Here is a 17,812-nt window from a genome sequence, read left to right as displayed (position 1 = left end):
GATGCCCCGGGGGCGTGAACGCGGCCTTACCCTAAGGTTAACAGACTTGTAACGCTTGTGTGTCGCGTCATGCTCTTGCCGCCCCGAGCGTGTAACGAATCGCTTTTTCACATGGCACTCACAATGAACCGTATCGATTTCGAGTCGCTCAAACAGGCCTTGTGCCAGGTCCTTGACCCTCACACCGGCGAACCACTGGCGGAATCGACCGTCCGTTCGGTGGCCGAGGAGGGCGGGCGGGTCATGGCCGTCCTTCAGTTGCCCTACGCCGCCGCCTCATGGCATGAGGAACTGGCGGCGCGGGCCGAAGCGGCCCTCCGGGCGGTGCCGGGGGTGGTCTCGGCCCAGGTCGAGGTCGGCGCCAGGGTGCTGGCCCACAAGGTCCAGAAGGACCTCACCCCCCTGCCGGGCGTGAAGAACGTCATCGCCGTGGCCTCGGGGAAGGGCGGAGTGGGCAAGTCGACGACGGCGGTCAACCTGGCCTTGGCCCTGGCGGCCGAGGGCGCGCGGGTCGGGGTGCTCGATGCCGACATCCACGGCCCATCGATCCCGATGATGCTCGGCCTGTCCGGCAAGCCGGACAGCCCGGATGGGCAGATGATCCTGCCGAAACGCGCCCACGGCCTGCAGGCCATGTCGATCGGCTTCTTCCTCGGCGAGGACCAGCCCGCCATCTGGCGCGGCCCGATGACCACCCAGTACCTGCAGCAGCTGCTGACGGGCACGGCCTGGGAGGACCTCGACTACCTGGTGATCGACCTGCCGCCGGGCACGGGCGACATCCAGCTGACCCTCGCGCAGCGGGTTCCGGTCTCTGGTGCGGTGATCGTGACCACGCCGCAGGACATCGCCCTGCTGGACGCCAAGAAGGCCCTGAAGATGTTCGAGAAGGTCGAGGTGCCGGTGCTCGGCATCATCGAGAACATGGCCATGCACTGCTGTTCGAAGTGTGGCCACGTCGAGCACATCTTCGGCGAGGGCGGCGGGCAGGCGATGTCCGATCGTTACGGCGTGCCGCTGCTCGGTTCGCTGCCGCTGGACATCCGCATCCGCGAGCAGGCGGACGGGGGAGCGCCCACGGTCGTCGCCGAACCCGGTGGCGCGATCGCCCAGGCCTACCGGCTGATCGCCCGGAAGACCGCGGCGCGCTTGTCCATGCAGGCGAAGAACAAGCAGATCGCGTTCCCCAGCATCGTGATCCAGGACACCTGAGCCGACCGGGGTGCGCGGCCCGCCGCGGCTTCACGCTAAGCTTTCGCTCCCCTACACGCAGGCCGCGCATGAGCATCAAGAGCGACAAGTGGATCCGCCGGATGTCCGAAGTTCCGAACGGCATGATCGAGCCCTTCGAGCCCGGGCAGGTCAGGTTTTCCGGTGGGAGCGGCGGCGCCGACGGCCACCGCATCGTCAGCTACGGCACCTCGAGCTACGGCTACGACGTGCGCTGCGCGCGCGAGTTCAAGATCTTCACCAACATCAACTCGACGATCGTCGACCCGAAGGCCTTCGATCCGTCGAGCTTCGTCGACGTCGAGTCGGACGTCTGCATCATCCCGCCGAACAGCTTTGCGCTGGCGCGCACCGTCGAGTACTTCCGCATCCCCCGCGACGTGCTGGTGGTCTGCCTCGGAAAGAGCACCTACGCGCGCTGCGGGATCATCGTCAACGTCACGCCGCTGGAGCCCGAGTGGGAAGGCCACGTGACCCTCGAGTTCAGCAACACGACCCCACTGCCGGCCAAGATCTACGCCGGCGAGGGCGTGGCGCAGATGCTGTTCTTCCAGTCGGATGAGGTCTGCGACACCAGCTACCGCGACCGCGGCGGCAAGTACCAGGGCCAGACCGGTGTAACGCTGCCCAAGACCTGAGGGACCCGAGTCCTTAAGGCGTGGCGACCACGGCATTGGCCTCGGACGTTTCGACGCGTTTCGGGGGGGTGTCGCCGAAGGCGATGTCGCGGAACCGCGGGGCGACGGTCGTGATCCGACCTTCGCGGATCGACTCGAGGGTCGCCCTCCGCTGATTTTCGTCCTCGATCCAGGTGCCGATTTGCCCCTGTGCCGACCAAGCACCGGCCGATTCGACGAAGACGTGGCATGAAACGTAGTCGTTTTCTGCGGCATGGCAAACAAGCACATCAACGCGGCCATCGGCATCGACATCAAGGTGATTTGCGATGCAGGTCCCGCTGTAGCGCGAGCAGTACGGGTTCTCGCCTTCGCCGCGGACGAGGACCGCCGCGAGCAATGCCTCAGGCAGGGCGGGCTGGCCCGCGGGAACCTGGATGCGCGCTGCGAGCTGTGCTGGAGATTCGGGCGGCGTGCGTTCGGTTTCCCAGTGGTGGCGTGCTGGTCGCTCGCGGATCTCGGCCAAAGTCGAGACGAACTCCTTCGACGCGCGGGGGGCTTCGGCGAGGGCATCCAGGGCCGCAACGCCACGACGCCCGCTTTCGAATCGCAGGTACTCGAGCCGATCCCGGACTGCCTCATCGACCACCGTTTCGTTCGCTGCGGTTTCGATCCGCGCGAGTTGGCTGGCAACGGAAAGACGATGAGGGTCGAGGATCGGGGAGTTGCCCAGCAGACCAATGCCGATCAACAGCAAAGAGGCGGCGACATTCACTCGCGGCAGCTTTGTCATCCACGCGCCCGCGGGGCGCAGGGCTGCCCAAGCGTATCCAACCGCGTAGGCGCCCAGCATCACCACGGCCACGAGGGCCCAGAAGCGATCCGTGGTCCAGCCATGCTCGGCGATACGGACGATGACGGCGTGTAGGGCGATCCCGGCGAATACCGGCAGGGCCACCATGGCGGCGTCCACCAGCCAGCGCAGGGCACGCGGATACGGCGATGCGCGGCCGTTCTGGACCACGGCGTTCAGCAGCAGCACCAGCGCAGCGACGAGGAGCGAGAGCGTGGCGGCCGTGCTCGCCGCGGCGTTGAGCGGCGCGAGGCCCGTAAACGGCAGCGTCAGCAGGAAGATCACGGCGATGAAGGCCGCCAACGGAAGGAACCCGGTGAAGATGGCGAACAGCACATTCCGTGCGACCTGCATCGCCCGGTGCTGCGTCCGCGCCACCAGCACGCCCAGCCCGGCGAAGAGGCCGGAGGCCATGTAGATGAAGGGGTCTTCGCTGAACAGCCGATGGAAGAGGTCGATGCCGATGAGCTGGAACAGTGCCTGCCAGAGCGTCAGCAGCAGCCACCCCAAGCCCGTCATCACGCACACCACCTTGAGGGTGAGCGCGTTCTGCCATGCCAGCGCGAACAGGTCGCCATAGGGCGCGCCGAAGCGGCCGAGCGCCAGTCGAACCTGCAGGTAGGGCAGGGCGACGAAGGCGATGAGGGCCATCGAGACGGCGAACGGCCCAAGCGTGGCGGAGGCTGTCGTTCCCGGGGCGCCGGTCACGCTCCAAGCGGCCCAGGCCGCGGCCGCCCCGAAGATCGCGGTGGCCAGGACGGTATTGCTCCAGAAGCGAGGGTCGTCGAGGCGATGCAGAGAGAGCTGCATCATGCTCGGGACGACCAGCACCAGCGTGTACCACGGCACCTGCCCGGAGAGGTCGGAGAGGATCGGCCAGCCTTGCCCGTCGCCGTACTCGACGAGATAGAGCAGCAGGCTCTGCAGAATGGCCAGCAGAACGATGGCGCTCTTCTCGCGTCGTGCCAGGGTGGGGGCGGTGTCGTCCATGGTTGGGGATTCTCAGGGGGAGTGGGGGAGAGCTTTCGGCGGCAGCGCATTCAGTGCGTGTGCCAAGGCCGATGCGATCGTCGGCGCATCGGCGCCATAGGAGCGCCGCGTGCCTGCCCCCCACGCGGGGCCCGGCCAAGCGGCATCGCCCTCGCGACGCCCAACGACGTGCACGTGCAGCTGGCGGACGATGTTGCCCAGCGCGCCGATGTTGAGCTTGTCGATTGGCGCGAAATGCGCGCGGAGCAGGGCGCCGGCCTGGTTGATCTCCGCCAGCAACAGGCGCTGCGAAGCGCCGTCGAGGTCGATCCACTCCGTCGCGCCAGGCACGCGCGGCACCAGCACCAGCCACGGGAAGCGGGCATCGTCCATCAGTCGGAGTTGCGACAGCGGACCATCGGCGATGAAGACCGAATCAGCCTCCAGGCGGGGATCAAGGACGAAGCTCATCGCAGCGTCCGGGTGAAGAAGGCGAGGGTGCGTTGCAGCGCGGCTTGTGCCGAGGGCTCGTCGTAGTCGGCGCGTTGTTCGCAATTGAAGCCGTGGCCGGCGGGCCAGACTTCGATATGGGCTTGCGGCAGGTGTTCGCGGTGCAGGGCCACGTGGTCCGGCGGGATCAACGGGTCGGTCTCGCCGAAGTGCATCAGCAAGGGAGCCTTCGGGTGCTCGTGGCCGAGGAAGGGCACGGTGCGCCCGCCGTAGTAGCTGACGGCGGGCAGGCCCAGCCTGCAGTTGGCGAGGAAGGCCGCGGTGCCGCCCCAGCAGTAGCCGACGACGCCCACCTTGCCGCTGTCCGTGGTGGTTTCGAGTTCCCGGGCCGCAGCCTCGATGTCGCCCATCACCTGGTCGAAGCCGACCTGCGCGGCCAGCTCCCGTCCTCGGGCGACGCCGGCCTCGTCGTAGGCCAGTTCGACGTGCGATTCCACGTGGTCGAAGACCGCCGGGGCGATGGCCACCCAGCCGTGGGCGGCGAAGCGGTCGACCACGTGGCGGATGTGGGTGTTGACGCCGAAGATCTCCTGCACCACCACGATCGCACCGTGGGGCGGGATGGGTGGGTCGGCGCGCCAGGCGGAGATGCGCCCCGTGGGCGTCGACAGCGAAACGGGATGGCCCATATGAACGCGTCCTCAGGGTCGGGGCAGGGTGCCCGGTATACTTGCCGCCTGTTCCCAGCCCGCGCAACCGGCACCAAAGCCGGCGCCCTGCCATGTCCGCCAAGAACCCCAAAGTCGGTTTCGTCAGCCTCGGCTGTCCGAAGGCCCTCGTCGATTCCGAACGCATCCTCACCCAGCTGAAGGTCGAGGGCTACGACATCGTCGGCAGCTACGACAAGGCCGACGTGGTGGTGGTGAACACCTGCGGGTTCATCGAATCGGCGGTCAACGAGTCGCTGGACGCCATCGGGGAGGCCATCGCCGAGAACGGCAAGGTCATCGTGACGGGCTGCCTCGGCAAGCGCCCGGAGGAAATCCGTGCAGCTCATCCGGGCGTGCTCTCGATCAGCGGCCCGCAGGACTACACCAGTGTGATGAGCGCGGTGCATGCGGCCCTGCCGCCGAAGCACGACCCCTTCACCGACCTGCTGCCGACCCCGCGCAAGCGCGGCAAGAAGGACGACGGCATGATCGAAGGCGTGGGTTTGAAGCTCACGCCCAAGCACTACGCGTACCTGAAGATTTCCGAAGGCTGCAACCACCGCTGCAGCTTCTGCATCATCCCCTCGATGCGCGGCGACCTCGTGTCGCGTCCCGTCGACGAGGTGCTGCGCGAGGCCGAGAAGCTCGCGATGGGTGGCGTCAAGGAGCTGCTGGTGATCTCGCAGGACACCAGCGCCTACGGCGTCGACGTGAAGTACGCGCCGAAGACCTGGCGCGACCGTGAGTACCAGACGCGCATGACCGATCTTGCGCGCGGTTTGGGCGAGCTCGGCCTGTGGACGCGCCTGCACTACGTTTACCCGTACCCGCACGTCGACGACGTCATTCCGCTGATGGCGGAGGGCAAGATCCTTCCCTACCTCGACGTGCCGCTGCAGCACGCCAGCCCGCGCATCCTCAAGCTAATGAAGCGCCCGGCCGCGGCAGAAAAGCAGCTTGAGCGAATCCTCCGTTGGCGCGAGATCTGCCCGGAGCTGACCATCCGCAGCACGTTCATCGTCGGCTTCCCCGGCGAAACGGAAGACGATTTCGAGCAGTTGCTGGACTTCATCGACGCCGCTGAACTCGATCGCGTGGGTGCGTTCCCGTATTCGCCGGTGACCGGCGCCAAGGCCAACGACCTGCCCGACGCGGTGCCCGAGGACGTGAAGCAGGAGCGCCTCGCGCGCTTCATGGAGCTGCAGGCGCAGATCAGCGCGGAGAAGCTCGAGCGCAAGGTCGGCACCGTGCAGCAGGTGATCATCGACGCCATCGACGGTGATCTGGCCATCGGCCGTTCGAAGGGCGATGCGCCCGAAATCGACGGCACGGTGCAGATCCAGGACGGCGCGGCCCACAAGCTGAAGCCCGGCCAGTTCGTCGATGTCCGCATCATGGGCGCCGACGAGCACGACCTGTTCGGTCTGGTCGCCGACAAGGACTGATCCCCGGGCTCCGCGGCCGCGCGCGGCGTGGCGGGCGAGGGCGCTGCGGTATCCTCGGGCTCCCTTCCAGGAGCCCGCCGACATGACTGAGTCCACGAGCGCCACGCCGCTGTCACGCCACCCCGTCGTTACCGGGATCGTTGGTTTCTGCGCCGGCTTGGTCATCGCCTATGGCATCGGCCTGTGGCAGCGCAGCAGTGCCCTGTCGACGCAGGCCGAGGCGAACGCCGCCGTGGTCGCCGCCAAGGACGCCGAGATCGCCGCCAGCGCGGAGCGCCTTGCTGAGGCACAGCGCGCCGCCACCGCTGCCGAGAGCCGCAACGCCCTCAGCAAGGCCCGATTGGCCATCTTCCAGGCGCTCAACGACCTTGACCAGCGTAACTTCGGCGTCGCCGGCGATCGCTTGCGGGATGCCGCGGCGCAGCTCGATGCGGTGGATGCCGCCAGCCTCGGCCTCGATCCCGCGCTGCTCTCGACCCTCAAAGCGGAAATCGCGGGCACGCAGGTGCTGGTCGCCACGGATTTCGAACAGCAGCGCCTGCAGTTGCTGGAACTGGCCGCCCGCATCGACGCGCAGACCGCTGCGGCCGGCGCCGCAGCGCCCTGAGCCATGCCGGACGTCCTCTCCATCGCCGGGCGCGAGCATGACCTCGGCGGCGGCTTCGTGGTCCGTCGCCTGTTGCCCGACGTGAAGCGGCGGTCCGTCGGCCCCTTCATCTTCCTCGACCACATGGGCCCGCACGCGTTCCCGCCGGGGCAGGGCATCGACGTCCGCCCGCACCCGCACATCGGACTGTCGACCCTGACCTGGCTGTGGGACGGCGCCTTGATGCATCGCGACAGCGTCGGTTCCGTGCAGGTGATCCGTCCCGGCGACGTGAACTGGATGACCGCGGGGCGCGGCATCGTGCATTCCGAGCGCACGCCGGATGCCGAGCGTGCGAGCGGACAACGCGTCGAAGGGCTGCAGACGTGGTTGGCGATGCCCGAGTCCGAGGCCGAAGCGACACCGTCCTTCCAACACGTGCCCGCCGCCGACGTGCCGACCCTGCACCGCGAGGGCGTCGAGATCACCATCGTTGCCGGCCAGGCCTTCGGCCAGCGTTCGCCGGTCCGCACCTGCGTCGACACGCTGTACGTCAGTGCCCGATTCGCGCCCGGTACATTCCTCGATCTGGACGACGAGCACGAAGAGCGCGCGGTGTACCCGCTGGAGGACGGGCTGGTGTTGGACGGCGAACCCCTCGCCGCGCGTCAGTTGCACGTGCTGCCGGCCCGTGGCTCGGTGCGTCTCGCATCGACGGCGGCCGTGCGCGCCATGCTGCTCGGCGGCGCGCCCGTGGGCCCGTGCGTGCTGTGGTGGAATTTCGTCGCGACCTCGCGTGAGCGCATCGAGCAGGCAAAGGCCGACTGGGCGGCGCAGGCGCTTGGCACCGTGCCGGGCGAATCCGAATTCATCCCGCTTCCGGAGCGTTGATCCGATGGTCGAATGGTGGACGAAGGTGGCCGGATGGCTTCCGTGGTGGGCCTGGGTCATCGCCAGCGGACTCGCGCTGATCGGCTTCACGCTGTCGTGGGCGTCGGCCTTGGCCGTGATCTCCGCGGCGGGGTCGAACCATGGCGTGTTGACGCCGCGCCAACGCCGCATGGCGCGATACGCCTCGATGGCGTCGCTGGCCGCCATCCCACTGACGGCCGCGCTCGGGCTGTTCGCCATCCTCTCGGCCGCGTGGGCGCTCTTCACCTGATGCCGAAGTGAAAATCGGTGAGGCTGGGATCGTTTTCATTGACCGTCCCGGCCTGCTATGAAAGGCTGCGGCCAATTCGACAGTCAGCGCGCTCGCGGCGCGCAGGGGCAGTACGGTCGTCCATGGCAAAGACTGGATGGGGTTTCTTCTCGAAGCGTCGCCGCCGCCCCGTGGGGCACGTGGCCCTGTCCCTGTCGATGGATCGTCTCGCTCTCGTCGTCCGCCCCGCGGACGGTCGCTCGGTTCGGGCCTACGAGCGCGCCGCCGGCGCCGACGTTGGAGCCACCCTGCAATCGCTCGTGCGGGAGGCCGACGCGGCCGGCATGGCCTGCGAGTGGGTGCTCGAGCCCGGTGCCTACAGCCTCCAGCAAGTGGACAAGCCGGCGGTTCCGCCCGCCGAATGGGTGCAGGCGCTTCGCTGGAAGGTGCGCGACCTGATCGGTTTCCCCATCGATGACGCGGTGATGGATGCCTTCGAGGTGCCCGGCCTCGACAGCCGTGGCCGCCCGCCGACCCTCTACCTCGCCGTCGCCCGCAAGGACGAATTGCGCCCCCGCATCGCCCAGATCGAGGCGTCAGGCCTGCAGCTTTCGAGCATCGGCATCAGCGACTTGGCGTGGGCCGAGGCAGTGCGGACGCTCTCGCCGGGCGACGAGAGTCAGGCCGCGCTGGTCATCGATGCCCGCGGCGGCTCCATGCTGGCGATGCGCGAGAACACGCTGTTCGTCGCCCGCCGTTTCGAGTTCGATGGCGACGAACAGCGCGTGCTGCGCGAGCCGCAAGCCGGGCGCACGGAGCGTCTGTTCGAGCGTATCGCCCTCGAACTGCAGCGCACACTCGACTACTTCGACCGCACGCACCAGCGCCCGCCGCCGCGTCGCCTGCTGCTGCTGTCCGGCTTGGAGGGCCTTGAGGGCCTGGGAGCGTCACTGCGCAACAGCCTCGGGCTGGACGTGCAGAGCGTTTCGCCGGAATCCGCGTGGCCCGAATTGTCGGCGCTGCCCGAGGCCGCACGCGTCCGCGTCGCCGCCCTGTCCGCTGTCGCCATGGGGGCGGGCCGCCCATGAGCACGCAGCGCATCGATCTCTACCGCGACGACCTCCGTCCGCTCGAGCCCAGCGAGGAGCTGCCGCGCAACCTCGCCCTGATCGGCCTCGCCGCGTTCGCGATGCTGGTCTGGGGCGGCATCGTCCAATGGCAGGCTTCGGATTCGGCGGAGCGCCTTGCGGCGCTGAACACCGAACAAGCGTCGCTGCAGGCGCAGATGACCACCGCCTCGGAGCAGCTCGCTGCCCGCAAGCCCGACGCGGCTCTCACCGTGGCCCTCGTCGAGGCGCAGTTTGGTGTCGATGGCCGCCGCTGGCTGGTCGACGAACTCGCCCGCGCTGGCGACGAAGTCGTGCCCTTCAGCCACGTGCTCGAGGGCCTGGGGCGCCAGCGGCCCGCGCCGCTCTGGCTGACCCGCATCCGCGTGGCCGAGGCCGGCGCCGAACTCGGACTGGGTGGTCGCACCCTGGATGCGGACGCGGTCCCGGCCTTCCTGCAGGGCCTGTCCACGGAGGACGGCTTGAAGGATCGAGATTTCACGCACTTCGCCATCGAGCGGCCTAAGGACGCCGGTGAGCCGCTGCAGTTCGACATGGCCACCGATTGCGTCGCACTGGCCGCGGGCTGCGCGACGAAGACGGAAGCGGAGGACGCCCCATGAGTCGGTTCGTCGCCCTCCAGCAGCGCTTCGATGCCATGCAGCCGCGCGAGCGCATGCTCATCAGCGTCACCCTTGGCGTCCTGGTCGTACTCGGGCTTTACGTGCTGTGGATCGAGCCGGCCAGCAAGGCCGCGGCCTCGAACGCCACGCAGATCGAATCCCTGGCGCCACAAGTGGAAAGCGAGCGAGCCGCGCTGGCCCTCGTCCAGGACGAGCTGGCCCGGGACCCCGAGGCGGAGCGCCGCCTCGCGCTGGATCGCCTGAAGCAGGAATCCGGCGAACTGGATGCCCGTCTGCGCGCCGACGAGGCCGGCGTGATTCCGCCGGGCCGGATGCCCGCGGTGTTGCGAGATCTCCTCGGGCGCGATGCCCGGCTGACCGTGTTCGGCGTCCGTGCGCTGCCGCCCGAGGTACTGCGCTGGTCGCCCGCGCCGGCCCCCGCGCCGACTCCGGGCACCGCCGCGGCCGCGCCCACCGCGGAGGCAACGGTGCCGTCCATGGAGGGCATCCCCGCGCTCTACCGCCACCGCGTGGTGCTGCGGTTCGAGGGCGACTACGCGGCCGCGCTGGACTACGTCCGCGCCGTCGAGGCCCTGCCATTCCGCGTGCGCCTGCACGACCTGAATGTCGATGCGGAGCGCTGGCCGGCCCTGACGATCACGCTGACGGTCGAAACCCTGGGCCTGCAGGAGGGCTGGATCGGTGTCTGAGCGCCCTCGCCTGCTGCTGGTCGTCGCCGCCCTGGGTGGGTTGGTTGGTGCCGGCGTTCCCGACCCGACGCGGCCGGCCATCGCGCCCCGCGTGGAGGCCACCGCCGCCGCGCCCGCCGCGGCCCTTGTCCTGCAATCCACGCTGGTCTCGCCGAGCCAGCGCAGCGCCATCATCAATGGGCAGCGCTACCGCCTCGGCGATGCCGTCGGCGACGCCCGCCTGGAGGCCATCGGCCCCGGCTGGGTGCGCCTGCGCAGCCCCACGGGCAGCACCGAGCTGCGCCTGTCCTTCCCGAATTCCACCCGACCGGTGAACCGCTGATGTTCCGACTCCTGCCGATCCCGCTGGCCCTGCTCCTGGTCGCGCCGCTGGGCGCCCAGACGCCGTCGCCCGCCACGCCCGCGCAGGCCGCGACGCCGCCGCCTGCCGTGACTCGCGCCCTCGTCGCGCCGCCACCGCGCCCAGCCGCGGCGCCGCGCTTCAATGTCGACGTCGATGAAGTGCCGGCCCGGGCCTTCTTCATGAGCTTGGTGCAGGACACCGCCATCAACATGGTGGTGCACCCGGACGTGGCGGGGAACATCAGCCTGAGCCTGAAGAGCGTCACCGTTCCGGAAGTGCTCGAGGTGGTCCGCGAGGTCTATGGCTACGAGTACGAGCCGCGCGGCAACGGCTACATCGTCCTTCCAGCGCGCCTGCAGTCGCGCGTTTTCGAGGTCGACTACCTGCACCTGCAACGCGTCGGTGAATCGCGCACGCGCGTCAATGCCGGCGACCTCACGAGCAGCGAGAACAGCAACGGGCAGGCGACGAACGCCGCCGCGGGCAACGGTGGTGGCGAAGACGGCGAGTCCGGTGCCGGCAGCAGCGGTCGTAGCGAGGCGTTCACCAGCCGAGTCCGCACGCGCAGCGAATCCGACTACTGGGCGGAACTGGACCGTGCCCTGGTGGCCATCGTCGGCGACGGCCCGGGCCGCTCGGTCATCGTCAGCCCGCAGTCGAGCACGGTCGTCATCCGCGCGCTGCCTTCCGAGATGCGTGACGTGGAGCGCTACCTCGATGCCGTGCAGGGCGCGGTGACGCGCCAGGTGATCCTCGAGGCGCGGATCATCGAAGTGACGCTCAACGACAAGTTCCAGGCCGGCATCAACTGGGCGCAGGTGGTGGACAGCGGCGCCGGCATCATCGGCCAGACCGGCGGCGGTGCCATCTTCGGCCCCGATGGCCGTTCGGAGATCGGTGGCAACACCGGCAGCCTCAATCCCAATAACCCCTCGTTGCCGGACGGCACGGCCACCTCGGCCTTCGGCGGCGTGTTCTCGATCGGCTGGCAGCGCGGCGACTTCAGCGCGTTCGTCGAATTGCTCAAGCAGCAGGGCGACGTCCGTGTGATGTCGAGCCCGCGGGTCTCGGCCACCAACAACCAGAAGGCCGTCATCAAGGTCGGCAGCGACGAGTTCTTCGTCACCGGCATCAGCGGTGCGCAAAACCAGAGCGTCGGCAACCAGACCCAGCAGACCGACCCGTCGCTGGAACTGACCCCGTTCTTCTCCGGCATCTCGCTCGATGTGACGCCGCAGATCTCCGAGGACGGCGAGGTGCTCCTGCACGTCCAGCCGACGATCTCGGAAGTGCAGGACCAGACCAAGCTGATCGTCGTCGGCGACCGCGACTACCGCCTGCCGCTGGCCGTGAGCGCGGTCCGCCAGAGTGATTCCATCGTGCGGGCCAGCAATGGGCAGCTCATCGTCATCGGTGGTCTGATGCAGGAGAGTGAGACGCGGCAGAACGCGCGCACGCCGTTCCTCGGCGCGATCCCGGTGCTGGGCAACCTGTTCCGCCAGACGCGCAACACCGGCCGCAAGACGGAGCTGGTGATCCTGCTTCGCCCCACCGTGGTCGAAGGCCGCGAGACCTGGGACCGCGCCGCGCAGCCGCGCCTCGACGAGACGCGCGCGCTGCAGTCGGAAACCCCTTGACCGGTGGCCTGGCCACGGCGATGTACGAAGACCACTTCGGCCTCCGCCAGGCGCCGTTCTCGCTGACGCCGGACACCGGCTTCTTCTTCCGCAACGATGCCCATGTCGAAGCGCTGCAAGTGCTTCGGGTCGCGCTCGATGCGGGCGAAGGCTTCATCAAGGTCACCGGCGAAGTCGGCACCGGCAAGACGCTGCTCTGCCGCCTGCTGCTGAACAGCCTCGACGAGCAGTGGATGACGGCCTGGGTGCCGAACCCCTACCTCGACCCCGACGCCCTGCGCCGCGCCATCGCCGACGAGCTCCGCGTGGCGCTCGGCCCGACGCCGCGGCAGCACACGCTGGTCAAGAAACTGCAGGAGCGGCTGATCGAACTCGCCGCCAGCGGCAAGCGCGTGGCCGTCATCATCGACGAGGCGCAGGCCCTGTCGGACGAAAGCCTGGAAGCCTTGCGGCTGCTGTCGAACCTCGAGACCGAGACCCGCAAGCTGCTGCACGTCGTCCTGTTCGGCCAGCCGGAACTCGATGAACGTCTCGCCCAGCCCGAGCTGCGGCAACTCCGGCAGCGGATCGGCTTCGGCTACCGCTTGCAGCCGCTCGACGCCGACGGCGTGGCGCTCTACCTGCAGCACCGGCTCTCGGTGGCCGGATACAACGGGCGGCCGCTGTTCGCGCCGCGCGCCTTGCGCCGCCTGCACCGCGCCAGCGGCGGGATTCCACGATTGGTGAACGTGCTCGCGCACAAGTCCTTGCTCCTGGCCTATGGCCGCGGCCTGCGCGAGGTTTCGGAGGCGGAAGTGGCGCTGGCCGTGCGCGACACCGATGGCGCTACGGCGCCCGTGCGCGCTGGTTGGGGCAAGGCCGCGGCGTGGTTGGCCGCCTTTGCTGCTGCGATCACCGGAGCTGCCGTGGCTTGGCGTTTCGCCGGGGGCGCGGCATGAGCGTGATCAACCAGATGCTGCGCGACCTCGACGCGCGCGGGCAGGGCGATGCCGCATCGCGTCGTGCCGCGATGGCTTCGGCGGGGCAGCCCGTGGGCCACCACGTCTCGCCACGGCGCTCGCGACGTCTCTGGTGGTGGGTGGCGGCCGTGACCGTCGGGCTCGCGGTCACCGTGGTGCTTCTGGTGGCGAACCGGTGGCAGGCCATCGAGCGTATCGACGAGGCCGGAACCCCCGGCGACGCCCCGGCCCCGGCGCTGGCAGAGCCTGTCGCCGAGATCGAGGCCGTGGTTGCAGCGGAAGCCGTGGCTGTCGCTCCGGCGGCGCCGCAGGCGGCGAACGTCGTCCCGGTGCCAGCCCCGGCCCCGGCGCCGGCACCGCCAGTTGCCTTGCCAGGACGTCCAACGGCGGTCGCAGCAGACCCGCAACCTGAGCCCGTGCCGCCGCCGGCACCAGCACCCGCCGCTCGTGCCACGATCGAGCGCGTTGCGACGGCGGTTGATCCGCTCGATGCCGCGCGAAGCGCGCTGGCTGAAGGCCGCGCCGAGGCGGCTCTGGCCGCGTTGGCCGCACAGCCCGAGGTGGGTGCCGAACGCGCCGCCCTCGAGGCTGCTGCGCTGCAGCAGCTCGGACGCCACGCGGAGGCCGAGCAGGCCTATCGACGTGCCCTGCGGGGCGAGCCCGATGTCGGGGCCTGGTGGGCGGGGCTGGGCATTTCGCTGGACGCGAGCGGTCGCGGCGACGAAGCGCTGTCGGCGTTCCGCGAGGCGCAGCGCCGCGGCCCGCTCGATCCGGCTTTGGCAGACTATCTTGGCGAGCGGGTCGAGGCTCTCTCCGCCGGCGAACCATCGAGGTGACCATGTCCACGCTACCCAGTGCCGCTGTGAGGAAGATCCGCATCGGCGACCTGCTGGTCGAGAACGGCCTCATCACGGCCGAACAGCTGCAGCACGCGCTTTCCGAGCAGCGGAAGCTCGGCTCGAAGCTCGGCCGCACGCTGATCGACCTCGGCATGGTCAGCGAGAACGACATGCTGCAGCTGCTCTCGCGGCAGCTCGCCATCCCGTTGATCGACCTGCGCAGCTACCGCTTCGAGCCGGCGCTGGTGCGCAAGCTGCCGGAGACGCTCGCGCGCCGCTTCCGCAGCATCGTGCTGAGGGAGGAGGGTGGTGGCTTCGTCGTCGGCATGGCCGATCCCACCGACCTCTTCGCCTACGACGAGCTGGCCCGCGTGCTGGGCGGCAAGGAGATCCGCCTCGCGCTGGTGCGCGAGGACGACGTGCTGCGCACCTTCGATACGGTCTACCGGCGCACCGAGGAGATCAGCTCGCTGGCGCAGGAGCTGTCTGAAGAGGTCAGCAACGACGCCGCGCTCGACGTCTCGCAGCTGGGGCTCGGCGAAGACGCGGCCGACGCGCCCGTGGTCAAGCTGCTGCAGTCCCTGTTCGTCGACGCCGTGCAGGCCGGTGCCTCGGATATCCACATCGAACCCGACACCGACTGCCTTCGCCTGCGCCAGCGCGTCGACGGCGTGCTCAACGAACAGATCATCCGCGAGCGGCAGATCGCCTCGGCGCTGGTGCTGCGCCTGAAGCTGATGGCGGGTTTGAACATCTCCGAGAAGCGCATGCCGCAGGACGGCCGCTTCCAGATCAGCGTGCGCGGCAAGGGGATCGACGTGCGCGTCTCGACCATGCCGGTGCAGCACGGCGAGTCGGTGGTCATGCGCTTGCTCGACCAGAGCGGCGCGATGCTCGACCTCGATTACCTCGGCATGCCGGCGCCGATGCTGGCGCGCTTCCGCAACGTGCTGCATTCGCCCAGCGGCATCATCCTGGTCACCGGCCCGACGGGCTCCGGCAAGACCACCTCGCTGTACGCCGCACTCAACTCGCTGAACCGGCCCGAGAAGAAAGTCATCACGGTCGAGGACCCGGTGGAGTACCGGCTTCCGCGCATCAGCCAGGTGCAGGTCAACGCCAAGATCGGCCTCGACTTCGCCGCCGTGCTGCGCTCGGCCCTGCGCCAGGACCCGGACATCATCCTCGTCGGCGAAATGCGCGACCAGGAGACGGCCGAGATCGGCCTGCGCGCCGCCATGACCGGCCACCTCGTGCTGTCGACGCTGCACACCAACGACGCCGTGGGTACGGCCGACCGCCTGCTCGACATGGGGGCGCCGGGTTACCTGCTCGCCGCCTCGCTGCGCGTGATCATCGCCCAGCGCCTGATCCGCCGTGTCTGCGAAAGTTGCGGCGAGAGGCACTTGGCCGACGCCAACGACCTTGCATGGCTCGCCGCGATCCGCCCGGGGGCATCGACCGACCGGCTGCGCCGCGGGCGTGGCTGCCAGCACTGCAACGGAACGGGCTACCGCGGGCGCATCGGCGTTTACGAGTACCTCGAGCCGACGCTCGAAATGCTCAACGCCCTGCGCCTTGGGCGCCAGCATGATTTCGTCGAAGCCGCCATGAGGGCGCCGCTGTACCGTCCCCTCGCCGATGCGGCGTTGGATTACGCCCTCGATGGTCTGTCCACGATCGAGGAAGCGAAGCGCGTTGGCGGCGAGATCGCGCCGGACGGGGCGCACTGACGCATGCCCAGCTTCCAGTACAAGGCGCGCGATGCCCAGGGCAAGGCGGTCAGCGGCTCGATGGAGGGCCTGTCCAGCGAAGCCGTCGCCCGCCAGCTGGGAAGCAGTGGCATGGTGCCGCTGGAGATCGTCGAAACCGGCAACCAGGAGCCGCTTGGCGAGCAGTTCATGGCCTCGCTCGGCTTCAACCTGCCGAGCCGGGTCGACCTGATCCTGTTCACCCGGCAGATGTACGCGCTGGCCCGCGCCGGCGTGCCGATCACGCAGGCGCTGCGCCGACTGTCCACGACCTCGCGCAACGCCACGTTGGGGAAGACGCTGCTGTCGATGCTCGAGGAGCTCGAGGCCGGTCGCGACATGGCCACGGCGATGTCCCGTCACCCGAAGATCTTCGGCCCGCTGCTGACGGCCATCGTCCGCGTCGGCGAGGAGAGCGGCCGCATCGACGAGGCGTTCCTGCGCTTGAACCAGCACCTCGAGCGCGAGCAGAAGGTGGTGGAACAGGTGAAGACCGCCGTCCGCTACCCGGTGATCGTTCTGGTTTTCGTGGCGCTCGCGGTGTTCGTGATCATGGCCTTCGTGATTCCGGAATTCGCCAAGTTGTACGGCTCCTTCAACGTCGAGCTTCCGCTGCCGACGCGCATCATCATCGGCACGTCGAACTTCTTCGCGGCATGGTGGTGGCTGGTGCTCGGCGCGATGGGCGGCGGGGCTTGGTGGCTGCGCCGTTACGTCCAGACCGATGAGGGTCGGCTGCTATGGCATGGGCTGCTGTTGAAGATGCCGATCATCGGCAACATCGTGCTCCGCGCCACCTTGGCCCGCTTCGCGCGGGCGTTCGCGATGGCCACGCGCTCCGGCGTGCCGGTGTTGCAGGCCCTGGCCGTGGTGTCGCTGGCCGTGGAGAACGATGTGATCGCCAAGCAGCTGCTCGGCATGCGTTCAGCGATCGAGCGTGGCGAAAGCCTGACGCGCGCGGCGGCGATGCAGCAGTGCTTCACGCCGCTCGTCCTGCAGATGCTCACCGTCGGCGAGGAAACCGGCCAGATCGACGAGATGCTGGTCGAGGTGGCGGACTTCTACGAGCGCGAGGTCGACTACGACGTGCGCAACCTGAACGACCTCCTGCAGCCTATCCTCACGGTGGTCGTCGCTGGCGTCGTCTTCGTCCTCGCCCTCGGCGTGCTGCTGCCGATGTGGGACCTCGTCAAGCTGGCCCGGCAGTGAGGCGGATGGCGTGAAGCGCGCGGAATGGCCGGCCCTCGCCACGACCAACGCAGGTTGGCTGCGGCACGTGAACCGCGCCGTGAGCCTGCTGATCGTCGTGGTGCTGCTGACCCTGCTGTTCCGTGCTGGTCGCGACATCCTTGCCGAAGGCGAGCGCATGGCCCTCGAGCTCGCCGAGAAGAACCTCGAGAACCTCGTCTGGCTCGAGGGCAAGCGGGTGGTGGCCGAGGAGGGCATGGGCGGGCTGGAGCGCCGCGCCGGCAGCGATCCCCGTGGCTGGGCCCAGGACCGGCTGGCGGCCGTACCGTCCGCGGAGCGTCCAGCCGGCCCGCTGCCTGCCTGGGCGGAGGATCGCTGGAGCTTCGACGGCGCGCGCGGCGAACTGGTGTATCGCGTCACCTGGCTGGAGGGCGGCGACCGGCGCTGGCGCGTCGAGGTCTACCGGGACGGCGCCGGAACTACGACGCCGGGGCTCGCCCGCGATTTGCTGCTGGTTCGCACCGCGCCTTCCGGGCAGCCCCCCTGAACGGAGGGCGCGGGCTGGAATCGTTCACCGCAATTCACGGAACCCTTGATTCTTCCAAGTAAATCAAGGGCGTATAGTCCCTTCATGACGAAGCGTCTAAGCTGCGTC

Annotated in this window: 19 protein-coding genes; 16 read left to right on the top strand and 3 right to left on the bottom strand. The window is 68.9% G+C overall.

All coding sequences use genetic code 11. The features are described from left to right. Positions 1 to 123: 123 nt before the first annotated feature. Both apbC and dcd read left to right on the top strand, forming a co-directional pair. Positions 124 to 1,212, top strand: a complete 1,089-nt coding sequence (gene apbC / locus O9280_RS06130) for an iron-sulfur cluster carrier protein ApbC (RefSeq protein ID WP_298340209.1) — start codon at positions 124 to 126, stop codon at positions 1,210 to 1,212. 68 nt (positions 1,213 to 1,280) lie between these two features. Next, complete coding sequence (gene dcd, locus O9280_RS06125; protein ID WP_298340205.1) at positions 1,281 to 1,868, top strand: dCTP deaminase; 588 nt, start codon at positions 1,281 to 1,283, stop codon at positions 1,866 to 1,868. Positions 1,869 to 1,881: 13 nt separating this feature from the next. Here the strand turns inward: dcd and O9280_RS06120 are convergent, their stop codons facing one another. The 3 genes from O9280_RS06120 to O9280_RS06110 are packed head-to-tail and all read right to left on the bottom strand — an operon-like array spanning position 1,882 to position 4,808. Next, the gene (locus tag O9280_RS06120) at positions 1,882 to 3,690 is read right to left on the bottom strand and encodes a DUF4153 domain-containing protein (RefSeq protein WP_298340203.1); all 1,809 of its coding nucleotides are present in this window, start codon (positions 3,688 to 3,690) and stop codon (positions 1,882 to 1,884) included. A gap of 12 nt (positions 3,691 to 3,702) precedes the next feature. Continuing rightward, on the bottom strand, positions 3,703 to 4,140 hold the full coding sequence (locus tag O9280_RS06115) for an HIT family protein (protein ID WP_298340200.1): 438 nt from the start codon (positions 4,138 to 4,140) through the stop codon (positions 3,703 to 3,705). Beyond that, positions 4,137 to 4,808: a dienelactone hydrolase family protein gene (locus O9280_RS06110; protein ID WP_298340197.1), complete on the bottom strand. Its 672-nt coding sequence runs from the start codon at positions 4,806 to 4,808 to the stop codon at positions 4,137 to 4,139. Before O9280_RS06110 ends, O9280_RS06115 begins: the two co-directional genes overlap by 4 nt. 92 nt (positions 4,809 to 4,900) lie before the next feature. On the opposite strand from O9280_RS06110, the gene rimO reads away from it, so the two are divergent. The 14 genes from rimO (at position 4,901) to O9280_RS06040 (ending at position 17,704) form a co-directional block, all read left to right on the top strand. Further along, a complete protein-coding gene (rimO, locus tag O9280_RS06105) occupies positions 4,901 to 6,274 on the top strand; it encodes a 30S ribosomal protein S12 methylthiotransferase RimO (protein ID WP_298340194.1) in 1,374 nt (457 codons plus the stop codon). 82 nt (positions 6,275 to 6,356) lie between these two features. Beyond that, entirely contained in the window at positions 6,357 to 6,881 is a 525-nt protein-coding gene (locus O9280_RS06100; RefSeq protein WP_298340191.1) for a hypothetical protein, read from the top strand. Between the two features lie 3 nt (positions 6,882 to 6,884). Next, positions 6,885 to 7,751, top strand: coding sequence for a pirin family protein (locus tag O9280_RS06095; protein WP_298340188.1), 867 nt, complete (start codon positions 6,885 to 6,887; stop codon positions 7,749 to 7,751). 4 nt (positions 7,752 to 7,755) lie between these two features. Beyond that, the gene (locus tag O9280_RS06090; protein ID WP_298340186.1) at positions 7,756 to 8,022 is read left to right on the top strand and encodes a hypothetical protein; all 267 of its coding nucleotides are present in this window, start codon (positions 7,756 to 7,758) and stop codon (positions 8,020 to 8,022) included. 122 nt (positions 8,023 to 8,144) lie between these two features. Further along, positions 8,145 to 9,089: a hypothetical protein gene (locus tag O9280_RS06085; protein WP_298340183.1), complete on the top strand. Its 945-nt coding sequence runs from the start codon at positions 8,145 to 8,147 to the stop codon at positions 9,087 to 9,089. Beyond that, entirely contained in the window at positions 9,086 to 9,730 is a 645-nt protein-coding gene (locus O9280_RS06080; protein ID WP_298340180.1) for a PilN domain-containing protein, read from the top strand. Before O9280_RS06085 ends, O9280_RS06080 begins: the two co-directional genes overlap by 4 nt. Beyond that, entirely contained in the window at positions 9,727 to 10,440 is a 714-nt protein-coding gene (gene gspM / locus O9280_RS06075; RefSeq protein WP_298340177.1) for a type II secretion system protein GspM, read from the top strand. Before O9280_RS06080 ends, gspM begins: the two co-directional genes overlap by 4 nt. Beyond that, positions 10,433 to 10,762, top strand: coding sequence for a hypothetical protein (locus O9280_RS06070; RefSeq protein ID WP_298340174.1), 330 nt, complete (start codon positions 10,433 to 10,435; stop codon positions 10,760 to 10,762). Before gspM ends, O9280_RS06070 begins: the two co-directional genes overlap by 8 nt. Next, positions 10,762 to 12,420 (top strand): pilus (MSHA type) biogenesis protein MshL, encoded by a 1,659-nt coding sequence (mshL, locus tag O9280_RS06065; protein ID WP_298340171.1) that lies wholly within the window; start codon positions 10,762 to 10,764, stop codon positions 12,418 to 12,420. The genes O9280_RS06070 and mshL overlap by 1 nt, the downstream gene beginning before the upstream one ends. Further along, entirely contained in the window at positions 12,417 to 13,358 is a 942-nt protein-coding gene (locus tag O9280_RS06060) for an AAA family ATPase (RefSeq protein ID WP_298340168.1), read from the top strand. Before mshL ends, O9280_RS06060 begins: the two co-directional genes overlap by 4 nt. After that, positions 13,355 to 14,215, top strand: a complete 861-nt coding sequence (locus tag O9280_RS06055; RefSeq protein WP_298340165.1) for a tetratricopeptide repeat protein — start codon at positions 13,355 to 13,357, stop codon at positions 14,213 to 14,215. The genes O9280_RS06060 and O9280_RS06055 overlap by 4 nt, the downstream gene beginning before the upstream one ends. A gap of 2 nt (positions 14,216 to 14,217) precedes the next feature. Next, positions 14,218 to 15,951 carry a type II/IV secretion system protein gene (locus O9280_RS06050; protein WP_298340162.1) on the top strand — a complete coding sequence of 578 codons (1,734 nt, stop codon included), beginning with the start codon at positions 14,218 to 14,220 and terminating at the stop codon, positions 15,949 to 15,951. Positions 15,952 to 15,954: 3 nt separating this feature from the next. Further along, positions 15,955 to 17,178, top strand: a complete 1,224-nt coding sequence (locus O9280_RS06045; protein ID WP_298340159.1) for a type II secretion system F family protein — start codon at positions 15,955 to 15,957, stop codon at positions 17,176 to 17,178. 10 nt (positions 17,179 to 17,188) lie between these two features. Then, positions 17,189 to 17,704, top strand: a complete 516-nt coding sequence (locus tag O9280_RS06040) for a hypothetical protein (RefSeq protein WP_298340156.1) — start codon at positions 17,189 to 17,191, stop codon at positions 17,702 to 17,704. Positions 17,705 to 17,812 lie beyond the last annotated feature (108 nt).

Origin of the sequence: Silanimonas sp. (assembly GCF_027531545.1) — a bacterium.
GTDB lineage: Bacteria > Pseudomonadota > Gammaproteobacteria > Xanthomonadales > Xanthomonadaceae > Silanimonas.
Note: the sequence above shows the minus strand (reverse complement) of the source record. Positions and strands in the feature narration are given on the sequence as shown.

Excerpts from the sequence above, each read along its gene's own strand:
- O9280_RS06120 (WP_298340203.1), bottom strand. The coding sequence starts at position 3,690 with ATGGACGACACCGCCCCCACCCTGGCACGACGCGAGAAGAGCGCCATC.
- mshL (WP_298340171.1), top strand. The coding sequence starts at position 10,762 with ATGTTCCGACTCCTGCCGATCCCGCTGGCCCTGCTCCTGGTCGCGCCG.
- O9280_RS06055 (WP_298340165.1), top strand. The coding sequence starts at position 13,355 with ATGAGCGTGATCAACCAGATGCTGCGCGACCTCGACGCGCGCGGGCAG.
- O9280_RS06115 (WP_298340200.1), bottom strand. The coding sequence starts at position 4,140 with ATGAGCTTCGTCCTTGATCCCCGCCTGGAGGCTGATTCGGTCTTCATC.
- O9280_RS06090 (WP_298340186.1), top strand. The coding sequence starts at position 7,756 with ATGGTCGAATGGTGGACGAAGGTGGCCGGATGGCTTCCGTGGTGGGCC.
- O9280_RS06100 (WP_298340191.1), top strand. The coding sequence starts at position 6,357 with ATGACTGAGTCCACGAGCGCCACGCCGCTGTCACGCCACCCCGTCGTT.
- O9280_RS06080 (WP_298340180.1), top strand. The coding sequence starts at position 9,086 with ATGAGCACGCAGCGCATCGATCTCTACCGCGACGACCTCCGTCCGCTC.
- dcd (WP_298340205.1), top strand. The coding sequence starts at position 1,281 with ATGAGCATCAAGAGCGACAAGTGGATCCGCCGGATGTCCGAAGTTCCG.
- O9280_RS06045 (WP_298340159.1), top strand. The coding sequence starts at position 15,955 with ATGCCCAGCTTCCAGTACAAGGCGCGCGATGCCCAGGGCAAGGCGGTC.
- gspM (WP_298340177.1), top strand. The coding sequence starts at position 9,727 with ATGAGTCGGTTCGTCGCCCTCCAGCAGCGCTTCGATGCCATGCAGCCG.
- O9280_RS06050 (WP_298340162.1), top strand. The coding sequence starts at position 14,218 with ATGTCCACGCTACCCAGTGCCGCTGTGAGGAAGATCCGCATCGGCGAC.
- rimO (WP_298340194.1), top strand. The coding sequence starts at position 4,901 with ATGTCCGCCAAGAACCCCAAAGTCGGTTTCGTCAGCCTCGGCTGTCCG.
- O9280_RS06085 (WP_298340183.1), top strand. The coding sequence starts at position 8,145 with ATGGCAAAGACTGGATGGGGTTTCTTCTCGAAGCGTCGCCGCCGCCCC.
- O9280_RS06110 (WP_298340197.1), bottom strand. The coding sequence starts at position 4,808 with ATGGGCCATCCCGTTTCGCTGTCGACGCCCACGGGGCGCATCTCCGCC.
- apbC (WP_298340209.1), top strand. The coding sequence starts at position 124 with ATGAACCGTATCGATTTCGAGTCGCTCAAACAGGCCTTGTGCCAGGTC.
- O9280_RS06095 (WP_298340188.1), top strand. The coding sequence starts at position 6,885 with ATGCCGGACGTCCTCTCCATCGCCGGGCGCGAGCATGACCTCGGCGGC.